Annotated in this window: 15 protein-coding genes; 4 read left to right on the plus strand and 11 right to left on the minus strand. The window is 59.4% G+C overall.

From position 1 onward, the window contains the following. Nucleotides 1–3: 3 nt before the first annotated feature. Both recQ and pldA read right to left on the minus strand, forming a co-directional pair. Nucleotides 4–1,827: an ATP-dependent DNA helicase RecQ gene (gene recQ, locus ABVR31_RS18295; protein WP_058758115.1), complete on the minus strand. Its 1,824-nt coding sequence runs from the start codon at nucleotides 1,825–1,827 to the stop codon at nucleotides 4–6. 20 nt (nucleotides 1,828–1,847) lie between these two features. Beyond that, nucleotides 1,848–2,726, minus strand: a complete 879-nt coding sequence (pldA, locus tag ABVR31_RS18300; RefSeq protein ID WP_021506965.1) for a phospholipase A — start codon at nucleotides 2,724–2,726, stop codon at nucleotides 1,848–1,850. 164 nt (nucleotides 2,727–2,890) lie between these two features. Here pldA and ABVR31_RS18305 point away from each other — a divergent pair, with 164 nt between their 5' ends. Further along, nucleotides 2,891–3,361, plus strand: coding sequence for a thioesterase family protein (locus tag ABVR31_RS18305; protein ID WP_288424588.1), 471 nt, complete (start codon nucleotides 2,891–2,893; stop codon nucleotides 3,359–3,361). Nucleotides 3,362–3,404: 43 nt separating this feature from the next. Next, entirely contained in the window at nucleotides 3,405–4,304 is a 900-nt protein-coding gene (rarD, locus tag ABVR31_RS18310; protein ID WP_058771068.1) for an EamA family transporter RarD, read from the plus strand. On the opposite strand, the gene ABVR31_RS18315 is transcribed toward rarD, so the two are convergent. The 9 genes from ABVR31_RS18315 to ABVR31_RS18355 all read right to left on the minus strand — a co-directional run bounded on the left by ABVR31_RS18315 (nucleotide 4,275) and on the right by ABVR31_RS18355 (nucleotide 15,236). Beyond that, entirely contained in the window at nucleotides 4,275–5,327 is a 1,053-nt protein-coding gene (locus ABVR31_RS18315; protein WP_058775517.1) for an AbrB family transcriptional regulator, read from the minus strand. The genes rarD and ABVR31_RS18315 overlap by 30 nt on opposite strands. 231 nt (nucleotides 5,328–5,558) lie before the next feature. Then, nucleotides 5,559–6,512 (minus strand): magnesium/cobalt transporter CorA, encoded by a 954-nt coding sequence (gene corA / locus ABVR31_RS18320; protein WP_010617090.1) that lies wholly within the window; start codon nucleotides 6,510–6,512, stop codon nucleotides 5,559–5,561. 321 nt (nucleotides 6,513–6,833) lie between these two features. Beyond that, nucleotides 6,834–8,996 (minus strand): DNA helicase II, encoded by a 2,163-nt coding sequence (uvrD, locus tag ABVR31_RS18325; protein ID WP_021506969.1) that lies wholly within the window; start codon nucleotides 8,994–8,996, stop codon nucleotides 6,834–6,836. Between the two features lie 173 nt (nucleotides 8,997–9,169). Then, complete coding sequence (gene yigB, locus ABVR31_RS18330) at nucleotides 9,170–9,886, minus strand: 5-amino-6-(5-phospho-D-ribitylamino)uracil phosphatase YigB (RefSeq protein WP_021506970.1); 717 nt, start codon at nucleotides 9,884–9,886, stop codon at nucleotides 9,170–9,172. Next, nucleotides 9,883–10,794, minus strand: coding sequence for a tyrosine recombinase XerC (gene xerC, locus ABVR31_RS18335; RefSeq protein WP_372773771.1), 912 nt, complete (start codon nucleotides 10,792–10,794; stop codon nucleotides 9,883–9,885). The genes yigB and xerC overlap by 4 nt, the downstream gene beginning before the upstream one ends. Further along, nucleotides 10,791–11,495 carry a DUF484 domain-containing protein gene (locus ABVR31_RS18340; RefSeq protein ID WP_021506972.1) on the minus strand — a complete coding sequence of 235 codons (705 nt, stop codon included), beginning with the start codon at nucleotides 11,493–11,495 and terminating at the stop codon, nucleotides 10,791–10,793. The genes xerC and ABVR31_RS18340 overlap by 4 nt, the downstream gene beginning before the upstream one ends. After that, complete coding sequence (gene dapF, locus ABVR31_RS18345) at nucleotides 11,492–12,316, minus strand: diaminopimelate epimerase (RefSeq protein ID WP_031279612.1); 825 nt, start codon at nucleotides 12,314–12,316, stop codon at nucleotides 11,492–11,494. Before dapF ends, ABVR31_RS18340 begins: the two co-directional genes overlap by 4 nt. Nucleotides 12,317–12,345: 29 nt before the next feature. Next, nucleotides 12,346–12,552: a lipoprotein gene (locus ABVR31_RS18350; protein WP_022548017.1), complete on the minus strand. Its 207-nt coding sequence runs from the start codon at nucleotides 12,550–12,552 to the stop codon at nucleotides 12,346–12,348. Nucleotides 12,553–12,677: 125 nt separating this feature from the next. Then, complete coding sequence (locus ABVR31_RS18355) at nucleotides 12,678–15,236, minus strand: class I adenylate cyclase (protein WP_058771065.1); 2,559 nt, start codon at nucleotides 15,234–15,236, stop codon at nucleotides 12,678–12,680. 317 nt (nucleotides 15,237–15,553) lie between these two features. On the opposite strand from ABVR31_RS18355, the gene hemC reads away from it, so the two are divergent. Together hemC and hemD are read left to right on the plus strand one after the other, a co-directional pair. Beyond that, nucleotides 15,554–16,495 carry a hydroxymethylbilane synthase gene (gene hemC, locus ABVR31_RS18360; protein ID WP_031279613.1) on the plus strand — a complete coding sequence of 314 codons (942 nt, stop codon included), beginning with the start codon at nucleotides 15,554–15,556 and terminating at the stop codon, nucleotides 16,493–16,495. Next, a complete protein-coding gene (hemD, locus tag ABVR31_RS18365; RefSeq protein ID WP_288424603.1) occupies nucleotides 16,492–17,232 on the plus strand; it encodes a uroporphyrinogen-III synthase in 741 nt (246 codons plus the stop codon). Before hemC ends, hemD begins: the two co-directional genes overlap by 4 nt. Nucleotides 17,233–17,254: the final 22 nt, after the last annotated feature.

Below are 17,254 nucleotides of genomic sequence, written 5' to 3' on the forward strand. Positions count from 1 at the left end.
CCCTTATTCTTCATCAAGATGTTCTTTGATCATCAGCAGGAACGGCTTACCGAAGCGCTCCAGTTTGCGATGACCGACCCCGTTCACGCTCAGCATCTCTGAAGCGCTGACCGGCATTTGTTCTGCCATTTCAATCAGCGTGGCGTCGTTAAACACCACGTAAGGCGGAATATTCTCTTCGTCGGCGATGGCTTTACGCAGCTTACGCAACTTGGCGAACAGCTTGCGATCGTAATTGCCGCCGTAGACTTTTGGCGCGCTGCTGCGGCTTTTCACCGTCACGGTACGCGGTACCGCCAGCATCAGCGGCACTTCAGCGCGCAGCACCGGGCGCGCGGCCTCGGTGAGCTGCAGCGCCGAGTGCATGGCGATGTTTTGCGTCACCATGCCCAGATGGATCAGCTGGCGCAGCACGCTGACCCAGTGCTCCTGACTCTGCTCGCGCCCGAGGCCGTACACCGGCAGTTTATCGTGGCCGTTATCACGGATGCGCTGGTTGGTTGAGCCGCGCAAAACTTCAACAATATAGCTCATCCCAAAACGCTGCCCGGTACGGTAAATGCCCGACAGCGCTTTTTGCGCTTCGACCAGACCGTCATAGCGACGCGGCGGATCGAGGCAGATATCGCAGTTGCCGCACGGCTGCTGACGACCTTCACCAAAGTAGTTAAGCAAGACCAGACGACGGCAGGTTTGCGCCTCGGCAAACGCGCCCATGGCGTTGAGTTTGTGGCGTTCAATATCCTGCAGCGGCCCGGGCGCTTTCTCTTCCAGACACTTACGCAGCCACGCCATGTCGGCCGGGTCGTACAACATCATCGCTTCCGCCGGCAGGCCATCACGCCCGGCGCGGCCGGTCTCCTGATAGTAGGATTCGATATTACGCGGAATGTCGAAGTGCACCACAAAACGCACGTTGGGTTTGTTGATGCCCATGCCGAACGCCACGGTCGCGACCACGATTTGCAAATCGTCACGCTGAAACGCTTCCTGCACGCGTGCGCGCTGCTCGCTGTCGATGCCGGCATGATAAGCGCCAACGCTGATGCCGCGACTCTGCAGACGCGCAGCGGTGTCTTCCACTTTGGCGCGGCTGTTACAGTAGATGATGCCGCTTTTGCCGCGCTGATCCTGCACATAGCGCAGCAGCTGCTCGGTAGGCTTGAACTTCTCCACCAGCGTGTAGCGAATGTTGGGACGGTCAAAACTGCTGATCTGAATCAGCGGATCGTGCATCTGCAGCAGATGCACGATGTCGTTACGCGTGGCTTCATCGGCGGTGGCGGTCAGCGCCATCACCGGCAGCTGCGGAATGCGCTGGCGCAGCTGACCGAGCGCGCCATATTCCGGACGGAAATCGTGGCCCCACTGCGAAATGCAGTGTGCTTCATCAACGGCCAGCATAACCGGATTCCAGTGCTGCAGGGTGTCGAGGAAGTTATCCATCATCAGACGTTCCGGCGCGATGTACAGCAGCCGCAGTTTGCCGCTGCGGCAGTCCGCAAACACCTGCTGCTGCTGCTCACGCGTCTGCGTCGAGTTAAGGCACGCCGCCGCCACGCCGTTCGCCAGCAGCTGATCAACCTGATCTTTCATCAGTGAAATCAGCGGCGAAACCACCAGCGTCAGCCCTTCGCGCACCAGCGCCGGGATTTGATAGCACAGCGATTTGCCGCCGCCGGTCGGCATCACCACCAGGCAGTCGCGCCCTGACAGCGCGGTTTCGATGATGGTTTGCTGACCCGGACGGAACTGCTGATAGCCGAAGGTATCCTGTAATACCTGCTGCGCCAGCATTTCCTGATTAAGCACTGCCGATGTTGCCACGGTAATCCTGTTTTGACTGGTTAGAACAGATCGTTAAGCGTTACGCCGACGCCAAGACGCGTCTGGCGATGGTTATAGTCAATAAGGGATTCACCATAACCGCTGAACAGCTGCGTGTAAAAGCGCACGTGTTCAGAAATCGGATAGCTCCACGCGAAGGTTGCACCGCCGTAGCCGCTATTCCAGTTGTAGTTGCCTTCCACGCTGAAAATGCTGTCGCCGAGCATATAGCCCAGCTTCGCCCGGTAGTAGCCCATGTATTTGGTGATGTCCGGGTTATCATCGTTGCTGGCACTTTCCGGCAGACGATACCAGGGTTTGATTTCCGCCAGGAAGTTGCCGTTCTCCGCCATCAGACGGGCGTAAGCGCGGTTCCAGCTGCGTGACGTGGGATCGCTGCGGCCATTTGACTGATGATTCAGACCCAGCTCGACGTCGCGTAATGTCCAGCCGCCCAGCGAATAGTCGGTGGCCCAGCCGAGAAAAATCTGCGGCTCATAGTTGGTTTCACGAAACGGTGATGAAGCCCCCCGGTTCGACAACTGCCACCAGGAGCGCTGAGTATACGACGCGGCCAGCACCGAGTTGTCACCCAAAATGCCGCGCCACAGCGGAAACGCCAGGCTGAGCTGGAATTTTACTTCATCCTTTTTCGCTTTGTCTGCCCAGTTGTAAGAGGAAATCGCCTCTTTATTCATGTCGCTGGTGTAGGTGTAAAGCAGATAGTTATTTTCATAGGGATAAAGCACGAATGGGTTATCGTGTTTTTCCAGCAGGTTAGCGATAATACTGCCCTTCACCGCTGGTGCGTCATGAACCTCTTTCACGGTGGCTTCATCGGCCTGCGCCAGCGCAGGAACCATAAATGCCGCGGCCAGCAAGGCGTACTGCTTACGCATAGAATTCTCCAGAGCGCTGCAAAAGTTATCGTCGGGCGACGGTTCAAAAAGCACGCCATTCTACACGCAAACCCGGTGGTTGATTAGCGCGGATTTCTGAAACTGGAAAGCGGCGCGAACGCGGCATAATATACACAATTCTTTAACATCTTAAGGCAGGAAAAATGTCATCCCCGATGCTGACACAGCAGGAAGCGCGCCGGCTGATTGGCGAAATTTTTGTCTATCACATGCCGTTTAATCAGGCACTGGGCCTTGAGCTGGATCGCCTTGAAACCGATTACGCCGAACTCGGCTTTGCCAATAAAACCATGCTGGTGGGTAACGCCGCGCAGCAGATTCTGCACGGTGGCGTGATTGCCTCAGTGCTGGATGTTGCCGCCGGGCTGGTGTGCGTCAGCCATGCGCTGTCGCGCCAGCAGAGCATCAGCGAAGAGGAGCTGCGTCAGCGCCTGTCACGCATGGGCACCATTGATATGCGCGTCGACTACCTGCGCCCGGGACGCGGCGAGCGCTTTGTCGCCACCAGCAGCCTGCTGCGCGCCGGGAATAAAGTCGCGGTTGCGCGCGTCGAATTGCACAATCAGCAGGGCGATTACATCGCCACTGCGACTGCGACCTATCTTATTGGTTAACTTCGTGCGGCCTGCGACACTCGCCGCTTTTCTGGAATAGATGATGGATACGCAACAAACGCGTCAGGGCATTTTTTATGCGCTGGGCGCTTACTTTATCTGGGGCATCGCACCGGCCTATTTCAAGCTGGTCAAAGAAGTGCCACCGACGGAAATTATGACCCACCGTGTGATTTGGTCGGCCCTGTTTATGCTGGGACTGATTACCCTGAGCCGCAGCTGGCGTCAGGTACGCAGCGTGCTGGCCCAGCCGAAAAAAGTGCTGCTGCTGGCGCTGACCGCACTGACTATTGGCGGCAACTGGCTGCTGTTTATCTGGGCGGTGAATAATCAGCATATGCTGGAGGCCAGCCTCGGCTACTTTATCAACCCACTGATTAACGTGGTGTTTGGCATGCTGTTTCTGCGCGAGCGCTTCCGCCGTCTGCAGTGGCTGGCGGTGCTGCTGGCGGCCACCGGCGTGCTGGTGCAGCTGTGGCAGTTCGGTTCGCTGCCAATCATCGGCCTCGGCCTGGCGCTGAGCTTCGCGCTGTACGGGCTGGTGCGCAAGAAGATTCAGGTTGATGCACAGAGCGGTATGCTGATTGAAACCGCGTGGCTGTTCCCGCTGGCGGCCATCTATCTGTTTGGCTTTGCTGACAGCGCCACCAGCCACCTCAGCGCTAATCCACTCAGCCTGAACCTCAAGCTGATCGCCGCCGGCATCATTACCACCATTCCGCTGATGCTGTTCGCCGCCGCCTGCGCGCGCCTGCGCCTGTCGACGGTCGGTTTCTTTCAGTACCTCGGGCCGACGCTGATGTTCCTGCTGGCGGTGCTGTTTTACGGTGAGAGCCTGACGCCGGATAAAATGGTGACCTTCGGCTTCATCTGGCTGGCGCTGGCGATCTTCATTCTGGACGCGCTGCTGTTTTCAGCCCGCACGCGCGTGCGCATAGCGTGAGATAAAACGGGCCATCGCCGGGCCGGTAAGCAGAATGGTAAACAGACGCAGCGTCTGCAGCGCCATGACAAACGCAATATCGACCCGGCTGCCAGCAGCAATAATCGCCACCGTATCCAGCCCGCCCGGGCTGGTTGCCAGATAAGCGGTCATCAGATCGACGTGCAGCACGCGCGTCAGCATCCACGCCAGCCCCCCGCACAACAGCATCAGACCGATAATCGAGGCGATCATTTGCGGCAGCGTGCGCAGCGCCAGCAAAAAGATCGGCCGGGTAAAGCGCAGGCCAACGCTCCAGCCGATCAGCGCATAGGCCAGTGCCAGCAGCCACTCCGGCACCTGCAGCGTCGCGACCCCCGTTCCGTGCAGCGTGGCACCCATCAGCGCCGGCAGCAGCAGCGCGCCGGACGGGATACGCAGTTTCTGCCCCAGCCACGCACCCGCCACCATCACCAGCAGCGTCAGCACGAAGCCACTGTGCAGCGGCGGCAGCCAGACAATGTGGGCCGCAGCACCGCTACTGCCGAGGCCGATGCGAGCCACCACGGCCGCGGCAGTAGCAACAAACAGCACGCGCAGATATTGCATAAACGCCACCAGCCGCACGTCGGCGCCAAAATCGCCCGCCATCGCCACCATTGCGGACGCGCCGCCCGGCGACGATCCCCACGCGCCGGTCGGTCCCGGCAGCGAGCTAAAGCGCACCAGCAGAAAACCGGACAGCCCGCTGGCCGCCAGCGTCAGCAGCAGCACCGCCAGCACCACCGGCCAGTCATCGAGCAGCGGCGAGAGGATCGCAGGCGACAGGCTCTGGCCGATCATGCAGCCCAGCACCGCCTGCGCCAGTACGAACAGCCGTTTGTCGATGCGCACGGTTGCGCCGCTCAGCCCCATAATGGTACCGACAATCATCGGACCGAGCAGCAGTGCAGCCGGCAGGTGCAATAGCTGCAGCAGGCAGCCCAGCACCAGCGAAGCCGTCAGCAGCAGCGCCCACTGCTGCCGCAAAGAGAAACGCGCCATAAGGAGGAAATCAGAAAGTGAGTTGAGGCAACAGGTTAGCAGATTAGCGCTGGCGCGTCAGGGGTAAGGCGCCAGCAAAAGACCGCACGCTGTTGTAGCGGCGCAATTTATTGCGCTCAGGTTTGCGTATTAATAACGCGAATGCCACGACGCAATATGCTGAGCATCCGTTAGACAAAGCGCGATGAATCGCGCCGCTACGGTTCTGTGCGATGATGCAATGCTGTACGATTACAGCCAGTTCTTCCGTTTGAAATAGAGATACGGCGCCAGCCCGGCGAGAATCATCAGGCCAATCGCGCCGGGATAACCAAAGCTCCACTTCAGCTCCGGCATAAACTCAAAGTTCATGCCGTAGCTGGAGGCCACCAGCGTCGGCGGCAGGAACACCACGGACACCACCGAGAAGATTTTGATGATGCGGTTCTGCTCGATGTTAATAAAGCCCATCGCCGCCTGCATCAGGAAGTTAACCTTCTGGAACAGCGATTCGTTGTGCGGCAGCAGCGATTCGATGTCGCGCAGGATCTCGCGCGCCTGCTCCAGCTGATTGCCCGGCAGCCGCGCTTTACGCACCAGGAAGTTCAGCGCACGCTGGGTATCCATCAGGCAAAGACGCACTTTCCAGCCGATATCTTCCAGCTCCGCCAGGCGCGACAGCGCGTCGTCGTACTCTTCGCCCTGTTGCCCTTCCATAATCACGCGGCTGAGTTTTTCCAGCGCGCTATAGATGTTCTCGATCTCATCCGCCAGCTGCTCGATTTTGGTTTCGAACAGATCGAGCAGCAGTTCGTAGGCGTTGCCGTCAGTCAGCTGCTGATTGCGCGCGCGCATGCGGTACAGGCGGAACGCCGGCAGCTCACGCTCGCGCAGTGTGTACAGGCGATCTTCGCGGATGGTAAACGCCACGGTGGAGTTGCCGGCGTGATCTTCAGCATCTTCAAAAAAGAAAAAGGAGTGGATGTGCAGGCCGTCTTCGTCCTCGAAGAAACGCGCCGAGGCCTCAATGTCCTCCAGCTCGGGGCGCGTTGCCAGGCTCTGCCCCAGTTCCGACTGCACGCGCTCACGCTCGCTGTCGTCCGGCTCGATCAGATCGACCCACACCGAGGTGTTGAGTTTGTCGTTGTTGTCTTCCAGCTCGATGCGCGTCAGGCGATCGCGCTCCAGTTTAAATGCGCTCAGCATAGCAATACTCCCCATTGCAGACGACATGGGACAAGGCGGTGAACCGCAGTGCTGCTGGCACCACGGGCACGGCAAAGCCTGAACGCGGAAACTTTCGCTTCAAGGGTAAATCAGTGCTGACTCGTGCGACGGGATCAAAAAGGGAGGTCGCTGATAACCGCTAAGGCTACCCGCGTTAAAGAGGTAGCCTTAGAAATTGTCCCTGTTAACCAGGGTATAGAGCCAGCATCGACTGGGCGCGTCCAAGGCATTGTCCTCTCATGATAATAGTGCGCGCATGTTACGCTGAGACGAAAAAGTCGTCAAGGTAGCGCAACCGCGCTACACGGTTTCCAGCCGGGCGTAAGCCGCCACCAGCCACTTAATGCCCTGACCCTGAAAGGCCACCTGCAGACGGCTGTGCTCGCCGCTGCCTTCCAGATTGATAATGGTGCCTTCGCCGAACTTAGCGTGGCGCACGCGCTGCCCGAGCGCGAAGCCGCTGTCGCTCTTCGCCACCGGTGTGCCCATGCGCTGATGGCTCACCGGCCGGCTCACGCTGGCGCGCAGCCGCACCTCTTCCACGCACTCTTCCGGCAGTTCACCAATGAAACGCGATGGCCGGTGATACACTTCCTTACCATAAAGGCGACGGGTTTCGGCGTAGGTGAGCGTCAGCTTCTCCATCGCGCGCGTCACGCCGACATACGCCAGGCGACGCTCCTCCTCCAGCCGGCCGCCTTCGTCCAGCGACATCTGGCTCGGGAACATGCCCTCTTCCATGCCGACGATAAACACCTGGCTGAACTCCAGCCCTTTCGCCGAGTGCAGCGTCATCAGCTGCACCGCATCCTGCCACTTGTCCGCCTGGCCTTCACCGGCTTCCAGCGCCGCGTGCGACAGAAACGCCTGCAGCGGCATCAGATCTTCGTCTTCGTCCTGATAGCTGAACTGGCGCGTGGCGGTGACCAATTCCTCTAAGTTTTCGATACGCGCCTGGCCTTTTTCGCCCTTTTCCTGCTCGTACATCAGCCACAGGCCGGAGTCTTTAATCACCCGATCGGTCTGTACGTGCAGCGGCAGCTCAGCGGTTTCCGTCGCCAGCGCATCCACCAGCTCGCAGAAGCGCTGCAGCGCCGAGGCGGCACGGCCAGCCAGCGCTTTGGATTGCAGCAGTGCGCGCGTGGCCTGCCACAACGTCAGCTGCTGCTCACGCGCGGTCTGGCGCACCACATCGAGCGTGCGATCGCCAACGCCGCGCACCGGCGTGTTGACCACGCGCTCGAATGCCGCATCGTCATTGCGGTTGGCCAGCAGCCGCAAATAGGCCAGCGCATCTTTGATCTCCTGGCGCTCGAAGAAGCGCATGCCGCCATAAATGCGGTACGGCATGCTGCCCTGCAGCAGCGCCTCTTCCAGCACGCGCGACTGGGCGTTGCTGCGGTAGAGAATGGCGCAATCCTGCAGCGCGTTGCCGTTTTCATGCCAGGTTTTGATGCGATTGACGACAAAGCGCGCTTCATCCAGCTCGTTGAACGCGCAATACAGTGAAATCTTTTCACCGTCGCTGCCGTCGGTCCACAGCTCTTTCCCCAGACGGCCATTGTTATTGGCAATCAGGGCGTTGGCTGCTTTCAGAATGTTATTGGTGGAGCGATAGTTCTGCTCAAGACGGATGGTTTCCGCGCCTGGGAAATCCTGCAGGAAACGCTGGATGTTCTCCACCTGCGCGCCGCGCCAGCCGTAAATGGACTGATCGTCATCACCAACGATGATGACCCGGCCGCTGTCGCCAGCCAGCATGCGAATCCACGCGTACTGAATGTTGTTGGTGTCCTGGAATTCGTCTACCAGAATATTGCTGAAGCGCTCGCGGTAGTGATTGAGAATCTGCGGCTTGTTGAGCCACAGCTCATGCGCCCGCAGCAGCAGTTCGGCGAAGTCGACCAGCCCGGCGCGATCGCAGGCTTCCTGGTACGCCTGATAGATACGCAGCCACGTCTGCTCCACCGGATTGCCGTAGCTTTCAATGTGCTTAGGCCGCAGCCCTTCGTCCTTTTTGCCGTTGATGTACCACATGCCCTGACGCGCCGGCCACTGTTTCTCGTCGAGGTTCATGGCTTTGATCAGGCGCTTGAGCAGACGCAGCTGATCTTCGCTGTCGAGGATCTGGAAATCCTGCGGCAGCCCGGCATCCAGGTGGTGCGCGCGCAGTAAACGGTGCGCCAGGCCGTGGAAGGTGCCAATCCACATGCCGCCCTGGCTGGTACCGATCAGCTGGTCGATACGGTGGCGCATCTCCGCTGCCGCCTTGTTGGTGAAGGTCACCGCCATGATTGAGTAAGGCGAGCAGTTCTCTACCGACAAAAGCCAGGCGATGCGATGCACCAGCACGCGGGTTTTACCGCTGCCTGCTCCGGCCAGCACCAGCAGATTGCTGCGCGGCGCGGCGACCGCTTCGCGCTGTTTGTCATTCAAGCCGTTAAGCAGATCGGAAACGTCCATAAGCACCGTTTTAAGCAAGTAGGATGCGTATCCTGCACCGTTCGCGTTGCCGCCAGGCGGCAAGGGCAGACATCTGCGAGGGCGTAATCAGCTATGCGATCAGGCTGGTGACGCACAGCCTGCACGGCCGCGCGTTGCAGAATACAGAATACGACTGGATAAATTTACAGCCATTATAGCAGCGAGGTCAGCGATGCCAACTGATGAATTTCCACGTGTGGCAGCAGGCGCGCGTCATCAATCTTCATCAGATTGCCGTCACGCAGGTTGATCCAGCACGCCTGCAGACCGGCGCGCAGCGCACCGGCGACGTCGGTGGTCAGGTCATCGCCGACGTGCAGAATATGCTGCGGCGCAATGCCCAACCGTTCGGCGGCCAGATGGTACATATCCTGCCACGGCTTGGCGCGCCCGTGCGGACCGGCGCGCAGCGCGAACTGGAAGTAGTGATCGATGCCGAGCTTTTGCGGGTCGGCGTTGCCATTGGTGATCGCCACCAGCGGCACGCGCTCGCCGAGCCAGGCCAGCGTCTGATGGGTCTCTTCTGGCATCTCCACCGCACTGCGCCACTGATGAAACACGCTCATCACGTCGCGGGCACCTGCGCTGGCTTGCGCGGCCGGCAGTCCGGCGTTGAGCAGCGCCAGCTCTACCGAGCGGCGACGCCACTCAGAGACATCGTGATAAATTTCCGGCTCACGCAGCAGCAGTTCATCGCGCAACGCCTGATAATCTTCCGGCGTAAACTCGCGCAGCGCCGGGTGATACGCCTGCAGTGCAGCGTGCGATTCCGCCGTGGTTTTACGGATCACCGGATAGTTGTCATACAGCGTATCGTCGAGATCGAAGGTGATGGCTTTGATCGGGCCCAGCGGGCGATAAAACTTCATTCAGACTTTCCTCGTTTAGCACGCGGGTGTGCCGCATCGTATACCGACGCCAGATGCTGGAAATCCAGGTGGGTATAGATTTGCGTGGTCGAGAGGTTGGCGTGGCCGAGCAACTCCTGCACCGCGCGCAGATCGCCGCTCGATTCCAGCAGATGGGTAGCAAACGAGTGGCGCAGCTTATGCGGGTGGATATGGCTGGCGACGCCCTGCTTAATGCCCCATTCGGCGAAGCGTTTCTGCACATTGCGCGCCGAAATACGGCTGCCGCGCGTCGATACAAAAACCGCATCATCCTGCGGCGCGAAGCTGTTGCGTAACGGCAGCCAGTGCTGCAGCCAGGTGACGGCGGTGCCGCCAATCGGCACGCGGCGCTCTTTGCTGCCTTTGCCCCGCACCCAGACTTCACCGCTCTCCAGGTCAAGATGACGACAGTCGATGCCCACCAGCTCAGCGAGACGTAAACCGCCGCCGTACATGGTTTCCAGCATGGCGCGGTCGCGCACCGCCAGCGGATCGTCGAGGTCGATCTCCAGCAGCTGGCTGACTTCATCGACATCCATATTTTTTGGCAGATGCCGTGCGTTGCGCGGCGTGGCGATGCCTTTCGCCGGATTGGCGCTCAGCATGCCCTGACTGACCTGCCAGTCGAGAAAGCTGCGCAGCGCCGACATGCGCAGGGCCAGGCTGCTAGCCCCGAGACCGCCGCGCCGGCTGCGCGACGCCAGACTGCGCACCTGTGCCGGTTCCAGCTGCGACCACGCGGTAATGTGCATGTCATCCGCCATGGCGATAAGCGCCTGCAGCTGGCGCTGGTAATTCTTTTGCGTCAGCGGGCTGAGCTGGCGTTCGACTTTCAGATAGCGCAGAAAGCCCTCAACGGCCGGCAACAGCGGGCTGGCGCTGCTCATGCGCGCTCCACCCAGCGAGACAGCAGGTCGGGCAGCATTTGTGCCAGATGCTGCAGCAGCAGCGTGCCCATGCCCGCCTGATAGTGCTGGTTGTCGCGGCTGCTGAAGATCAGTACGCCGAGATCGCCCTGCTCGCCCATCAGCGACATCGCCACCGATCCGACGGCTTTTGCCTGCGGCAGCAGCAGCAGCAGCTCCGGTCCGTTCAGGCTGCCAAGGTAGTGATGCTGCTGACCAAAGCGCTGGATGCGCAGCGGCTCAAACGCCTGGCGTGACAGACCAAGCTGGGTGAAATCGGAGGGTGCGCCGATGCGCCAGCGGTCGCTGAACAGCCGCACATTAGCGCCCGCCAGGCCAAGCTCGCGCGCCCAGCGATGCAGGCGCGTCAGCATCTCCTGCAGGCTATCGGCCGCCGCGAGATGGCTCTGCAACGCCAGCAGGCGATCGAACAGCTGATGATTGGCGGTTGCCTGCTCCATCAGCAGCGTGATCTCCTCTTCCAGCTGCTGGATGTGGTTGCGCTGACGCGCCATATGCCACTCCACCAGCGATACGCTGCCGCGCACCGGATGCGGCACCATCATTTGCTCAACCTGGCGCGCATTGCGAATAAAGAAATCGGGGTTGTGACGCAGCCAGGCGCTCACCGCCTGATCGTCCAGCAAAACCGCGCTGTCGGTCTGCTCTTCGATATTTTTCATAGATGAATAAACCCATCATAGACGTGTGTGGCTGGCCCGGTCATAAACAGCGGCTGACCGGCCCCTTTCCAGGCGATATGCAGCGTGCCGCCGGGCAGATCGACGCGCACTTTCTCCGCCAGAATGCCCTGCTGAATGCCGCAGGCCACTGCGGCGCAGGCGCCGCTGCCGCACGCCTGGGTTTCGCCTGCGCCGCGTTCATACACGCGCAGACGGATGTGTTCCGGATTGACCACTTCCATAAAGCCGACGTTCACGCGCTCGGGAAAGCGCTCATGGCTCTCCAGTGCCGGACCGAGCGTCTCCACCGCGGCGGTTTTCACGCTTTCAACCTGAATCACGCAGTGTGGATTGCCCATTGATACCGCGCCAAACATCACGGTCTGCTCGGCCACGCGCTGCAGATAGAGGTTTTCCGCCTTGTTAGCGCGCAGCGGCACCTGCTGCGGGTCAAAGTTGGGCTCGCCCATGTTAACGCGTACCAGCTCATCGCTGGTGACGCTCAGTACCATGCGGCCGGTCTGAGTGCTGACGCGAATGTCGCTTTTATTGGTCAGCCCTTTGAGGCGAACAAAGCGGGCAAAACAGCGCGCGCCGTTGCCGCACTGCGCCACTTCGCTGCCGTCAGCGTTGAAGATGCGGTAGTGGAAATCGAGATCCGGATCGTAAGGTGGCTCGACGATCAGCAACTGATCGAAGCCGATCCCCAGATGCCGATCCGCCAGGCGGCGAATCAGTTCCGGCGAAAAAAAGACGTTTTGCGTCACGGCATCGACGACCATAAAGTCGTTACCGAGACCGTGCATTTTCGAGAACTGCATTTTCTGCTCCGCCGGATGACTCATCGGGTTTAATTCGCCTGCACGCCAGCCGGTTTGCTGGTGACCAGGCCGCTGGTATCCGCATCCTGTGCCGCTTTTTGCTGCTGCTCAGTCACCGGCTGATTTTTCTGTTGCGGCCGATCGTTGGGCGGGAAATACAGCGGTCCTTTCAGGCCACAGCCTACCAGGCTGACCAGCGCCAGCGCCATACCCAGCTGGCTCATCACTCGTATCATTCTGTCTGCTCTTTTTATCCAAATCCCAGCTGCTTATCATCGCAGTTGACGTTGTAAAAGCAACAGGAAATATCCGGCAGAAGGTTCAGAAACGGGTGCAGGCCACTGCGTACAGCGCAGCGGCTTTAGTGCATCTGGTAGCGCGGCTGGAAGTCGCCGTTGTCGTTGTCCGGCTGGGTGGCGCACAGCTGCGTCAGCGTCTGGCTGCGGAACGGAATCACCTGGAAGCGATCGCCAGCGTGCACAATCTGATAGAACTGCGGCAGGTTGAAATTGATAAAGCTTGAGCCGTAGGTAAAGCGATCGTGCGACGACGAATAGAAGCGGCTGACGTCACGTACCAGCTCCTCTTTGCTGCCTTCGCAATGGTGATACACCTCAACCCGGTTGCTTTCATCGAGGATATAGATATTGAAGCCGCGATCGTCACTGGTGTCTTCAAAGAAGAACTGAATGATGCCTTCGCTGGCGTAGCCGTTGACCACCGGCGGCAGCGGCGTCTGGTTCGATTCAACTTTGATCGACAAACCGTGCAGCTTGTTGTTGGAAATCGCGCCGTAAAACTCGACCGCGTTTTCCAGTTTCTGCACCGAGACGCTCATGCGTTCGAAAAACAGGCCCCAGGTCTGACCGGCCATGCGCAGCGCTTTAAAGCGGCCCGGCTCCTGACGCGTGCTCGACAGACGCAGCTCAATGCATTCCGACACCAGCTGCTGCACGCGGGTACGAATCAGGCCGCGCAGATGCTGGCTGTAGCAGAATACTTCTACCGTGTCCGGCGGTGCGGCGTCCTGATGCATTTTGCCCAGAATGGTTTTCAGCGCTTCAATCATCGCCTGCTCGCCGCTGAAGTGCAGCGTACGCACTTCGTTCCACGAGTTGCGGTACAGCAGATCGATGCTGCCGATCAGGCACTGCTGCTGCTGGCCAAAGCTAAATACATCCAGCTTACGGAAGTCGAAGTGCACTACCTGATTGCGGAACGCCGAGGTCGGATCGTGTTCGAGGTTAACGATGATCGCCAGATGCCGGATTTCGCACGGGCTGTAGAGCGCTTTCGGCGTCGGCGCCGGCAGACGCAGCGGGAAGTGGCTGGAGACATCGTTGACCAGCTCCTGCAGGCGCGGCAGATCGCAGAACTCGTTGCCCTTAATGTGCAGACGGGTTTTGCGCGTCAGCAGTCCGTTGAACCACGCCCATGCCACTAACTTGTTGAGATAGCGGTTATATTCCAGCGGCTGATGGCTGATGATTGAGCTCATGTCCGGCGACTGGTTATACAGATACCAGCCGGCACGGTTGGCGCGCCCGGCCGGCACATGAATAAAGGTCAGGTTCTCTTCCGACAGATCGGGCGAGATTTGCGGGTTCACCAGCGTGACTTTGCCCGGCAGCGCTTCAAACGCGGCGTACAATTTACGCGTCAGCACGCCGATGTCCTGCGGGCTGGCGCTGACGCTTAAATTGTTGCGACGGGCAAAACGGATCAGGTTGCGATAGCTCTGCATCATCGCATCCAGCAGCTCGTTGTGCGCCTCGCGCACCCGTTCGATTTTCCACTGCGCGCGATTATCCAGCACCGCCAGCTTCTCATCGTCCCAGCCCCACTCTTTCACCAGCTGCGACAGAATTTCACGCCGCCAGCCCGCGCGCGGATGCTGCTCCTCGCTGGAGAGTTTTTCGCACACTTTGAGGTAAAAACAGCGGCGCACCAAATCAAGGCGCGCGGTGTCATCGACGCTGGTCAGATAGCGCGTCACGCGCTCCAGCATCATGCAGTAGGGATCGAGACCGAAGCAGACAATTTCGCCATCGTGCAGTCGCTGTTTGATATCCATCGCCAGCAGCTGCGTGTCTGGGTATTCCCAGCTGTAAGCTTCCAGCAGCAGGGTTTTCAGCACCGCTTTGTACGGCGAATCGATACTTTTATACAGCTGCCACAGGCTGGCACCGAAATACTCTTCCGCCGACAGCGTGCCGAGACCGCCGAGATCCAGCCACTCATTCGGCGTCAGCACGCCCTGTGAATAGAGCGACATCACGTAATCGTCGTAGTGATGTTCTTCTTCGCCAGGCACCATGTTCCACAGAATGCGTTTGCCCGCCATGCGCACGGCGGTACGGTAGAACTCATCCAGCAGTAAAATATGTTGGGTAGAACCGCAGTCTTCACCGCCGAGGCTGCCGCTCTCATTATGGCGGAAACGGTTTTCGTCGATCAGGAAGAAGCTGACTTCCACACCCAGCGACACACACCATTTTTGCAGGAGCGTACACTTGCGCTGCAGATTGAGACGCTCTTCGTTATCCAGCCATGACTGATGGCATACCCAGATGTCGAGGTCGGAGACGCTGTTCTGGCCGACTGACGAGGTGCTGCCCATTGAGTAGATGCCGGTGATAGGCAGTTCGCCCTTCACCGCGCTGCTGAGGTCGAGCGGATGGTCGCCCGCTAACTGTTGCAACAGCTGCTGCTGGTTTTCATCAGGCGCAAAGAAGCTGACGCCATGGGGAACGCTACCTTCAAGGTAACCCGGCATCAGCGGATGATGATAATGCAGTAATGTTGGCAGCAGACTGTAGACGTGCTGGAAAGCAGGTCCCATGGCAGCCAGTGCGCGATCTACACGCAGCTGGTTAATCGCATCCAGTCTCTGTTTCAGTGTCTCAATGTAGAGGTACAAGACGTTTCGCCTGATTGTCCCAGTGTTAAGCACCCTGTTTCCAAAATCTGCCGCTTAATAATAAAGATGTCGGGCAAATTATTGCTGGAAACGTGATCAATCTAACACCTGGAAGATTGACCGTAAAGAAAGTTGCGCTACCTGACAGTTTAGCACGTTCCAAACGTAGCCCTGCATTTTCGGACTCCAGCCTCAGAATCTGACGCCGTAAAAAGCGGGCTCCGGTCTGAGATTGCAGCCTGGTCAATCCGTTGAAACTGACAGCATTCCCCTATCAATGATAGGATAATCGATGAACGATCAAAATGGTTAACAGCATGTTAAACAAAATTTTCAGAATTGCTACCAGGCAAAGCCCGCTTGCCTTGTGGCAGGCACAATATGTCCAACAGCGCCTGATGGCTGCGCATCCCGGCTTGCAGGTTGAGCTGGTGCCGATGGTCACCAAAGGTGATGTCATCCTTGATACGCCGCTGGCGAAAGTGGGTGGCAAGGGACTGTTTGTCAAAGAGCTTGAGCTGGCGATGCTGGAAAACCGTGCCGATATGGCGGTGCACTCCATGAAAGATGTGCCGGTCGATTTTCCCGACGGTCTGGGACTGGTGACCATCTGCGAGCGCGAGGATCCGCGCGACGCGTTCGTCTCGAATCATTATTCCTCGATCGACGCGCTGCCGCAGGGCGCGGTGGTCGGCACGTCCAGCCTGCGTCGCCAGTGCCAGATTAGCGCACGGCGCCCGGACCTGGTGATTCGCTCGCTGCGCGGTAACGTTGGTACGCGTCTCAGCAAACTGGACGCCGGCGAGTATGACGCCATCATTCTTGCTGCCGCCGGGCTGAAACGCCTTGGACTGGAAGATCGCATTCGTCAGGCGCTGCCGGCGGAGTTTTCCCTGCCGGCGGTGGGCCAGGGCGCGGTCGGCATTGAGTGCCGCCTCGACGATCAGCCGTTAATTACGCTGCTGCAGGCGCTGAACCACAGCGACACAGCCGTCTGCGTGCGCGCCGAGCGCGCCATGAATACCCGTCTCGAAGGCGGCTGTCAGGTACCGATCGGCAGTTTTGCCGTGCTGGAAGACGATCAGCTGTGGCTGCGCGGCCTGGTCGGTGCGCCGGACGGCAGCCAGATGGTGGTGGGCGAACGCCGCGGCCCGCGTGAACAGGCCGAACAGATGGGGATCTCGCTGGCCGAAGAGCTGCTGGACGGCGGTGCGCGTGACATTCTGCGTGAAGTTTATCAGGGACAGCCGCCCGCATGACTATCCTCGTGACCCGTCCGGAACCCGCCGCCAGCGAACTGGTTGCGCGCCTGCGCAGCCAGGGCAAACTGGCGTGGTCGTTTCCGCTGATTGAATTCACGCCGGGTCGCGATCTCCCCCAACTGCCGCTAAAACTGGCCGCTCTGCAGCCCGGTGACCTGGTATTTCTGCTGTCGCAGCAGGTGGTGCACTTTGCCCAGCCCGCTTTACAGCAGCAGCGCAGCGCGTGGCCGGCATTTCTCGACTATTATGCCATTGGTCGCAGCACCGCGCTGGCGCTGCACACCGTCAGTAATCTGAACGTTGACTATCCGCATGCGCGGGAAACCAGCGAAGAGCTGGTGCGGCTGAATCGCCTGCAGCAGGTCAGCGGCAAGCGTGCGCTGATTCTGCGCGGCAGTCCGGGCCGTGAACTGCTGGCGGAGACGCTGATCGCCCGCGGCGCGGACGTGCAATACTGTGAATGCTATCAGCGCTGTGAAAAGCAGTACGACGGCGCGATTGAAGGCCGTCGCTGGCGCGATCGCGGTATTACCACGCTGGTGGTGACCAGCGGTGAAATGTTACAACAACTGTTTGCGCTGTTTCCGCCAATCGATCGGCGGGAATGGCTGCTGCACTGTCGGCTACTGGTCGTCAGTGAACGTTTGGCTACCCAGGCCGCCGAATTAGGCTGGCAGGAGATTGAGGTAGCCGATGGTGCGGATAACGACGCGCTGCTGCGTGCGTTACGCTGAACTTAACATTGGGATGAGCCAC

This window comes from Pantoea sp. WEP (assembly GCF_041678305.1).
Classification (GTDB): Bacteria; Pseudomonadota; Gammaproteobacteria; order Enterobacterales; family Enterobacteriaceae; genus Pantoea; species Pantoea dispersa.

Bases quoted from the DNA above. Each gene is read 5' to 3' on its own strand.
- pldA (WP_021506965.1), bottom strand. From the start codon at position 2,726: ATGCGTAAGCAGTACGCCTTGCTGGCCGCGGCATTTATGGTTCCTGCG.
- ABVR31_RS18305 (WP_288424588.1), top strand. From the start codon at position 2,891: ATGTCATCCCCGATGCTGACACAGCAGGAAGCGCGCCGGCTGATTGGC.
- rarD (WP_058771068.1), top strand. From the start codon at position 3,405: ATGGATACGCAACAAACGCGTCAGGGCATTTTTTATGCGCTGGGCGCT.
- ABVR31_RS18315 (WP_058775517.1), bottom strand. From the start codon at position 5,327: ATGGCGCGTTTCTCTTTGCGGCAGCAGTGGGCGCTGCTGCTGACGGCT.
- corA (WP_010617090.1), bottom strand. From the start codon at position 6,512: ATGCTGAGCGCATTTAAACTGGAGCGCGATCGCCTGACGCGCATCGAG.
- uvrD (WP_021506969.1), bottom strand. From the start codon at position 8,996: ATGGACGTTTCCGATCTGCTTAACGGCTTGAATGACAAACAGCGCGAA.
- yigB (WP_021506970.1), bottom strand. From the start codon at position 9,886: ATGAAGTTTTATCGCCCGCTGGGCCCGATCAAAGCCATCACCTTCGAT.
- xerC (WP_372773771.1), bottom strand. From the start codon at position 10,794: ATGAGCAGCGCCAGCCCGCTGTTGCCGGCCGTTGAGGGCTTTCTGCGC.
- ABVR31_RS18340 (WP_021506972.1), bottom strand. From the start codon at position 11,495: ATGAAAAATATCGAAGAGCAGACCGACAGCGCGGTTTTGCTGGACGAT.
- dapF (WP_031279612.1), bottom strand. From the start codon at position 12,316: ATGCAGTTCTCGAAAATGCACGGTCTCGGTAACGACTTTATGGTCGTC.
- ABVR31_RS18350 (WP_022548017.1), bottom strand. From the start codon at position 12,552: ATGATACGAGTGATGAGCCAGCTGGGTATGGCGCTGGCGCTGGTCAGC.
- hemC (WP_031279613.1), top strand. From the start codon at position 15,554: ATGTTAAACAAAATTTTCAGAATTGCTACCAGGCAAAGCCCGCTTGCC.
- hemD (WP_288424603.1), top strand. From the start codon at position 16,492: ATGACTATCCTCGTGACCCGTCCGGAACCCGCCGCCAGCGAACTGGTT.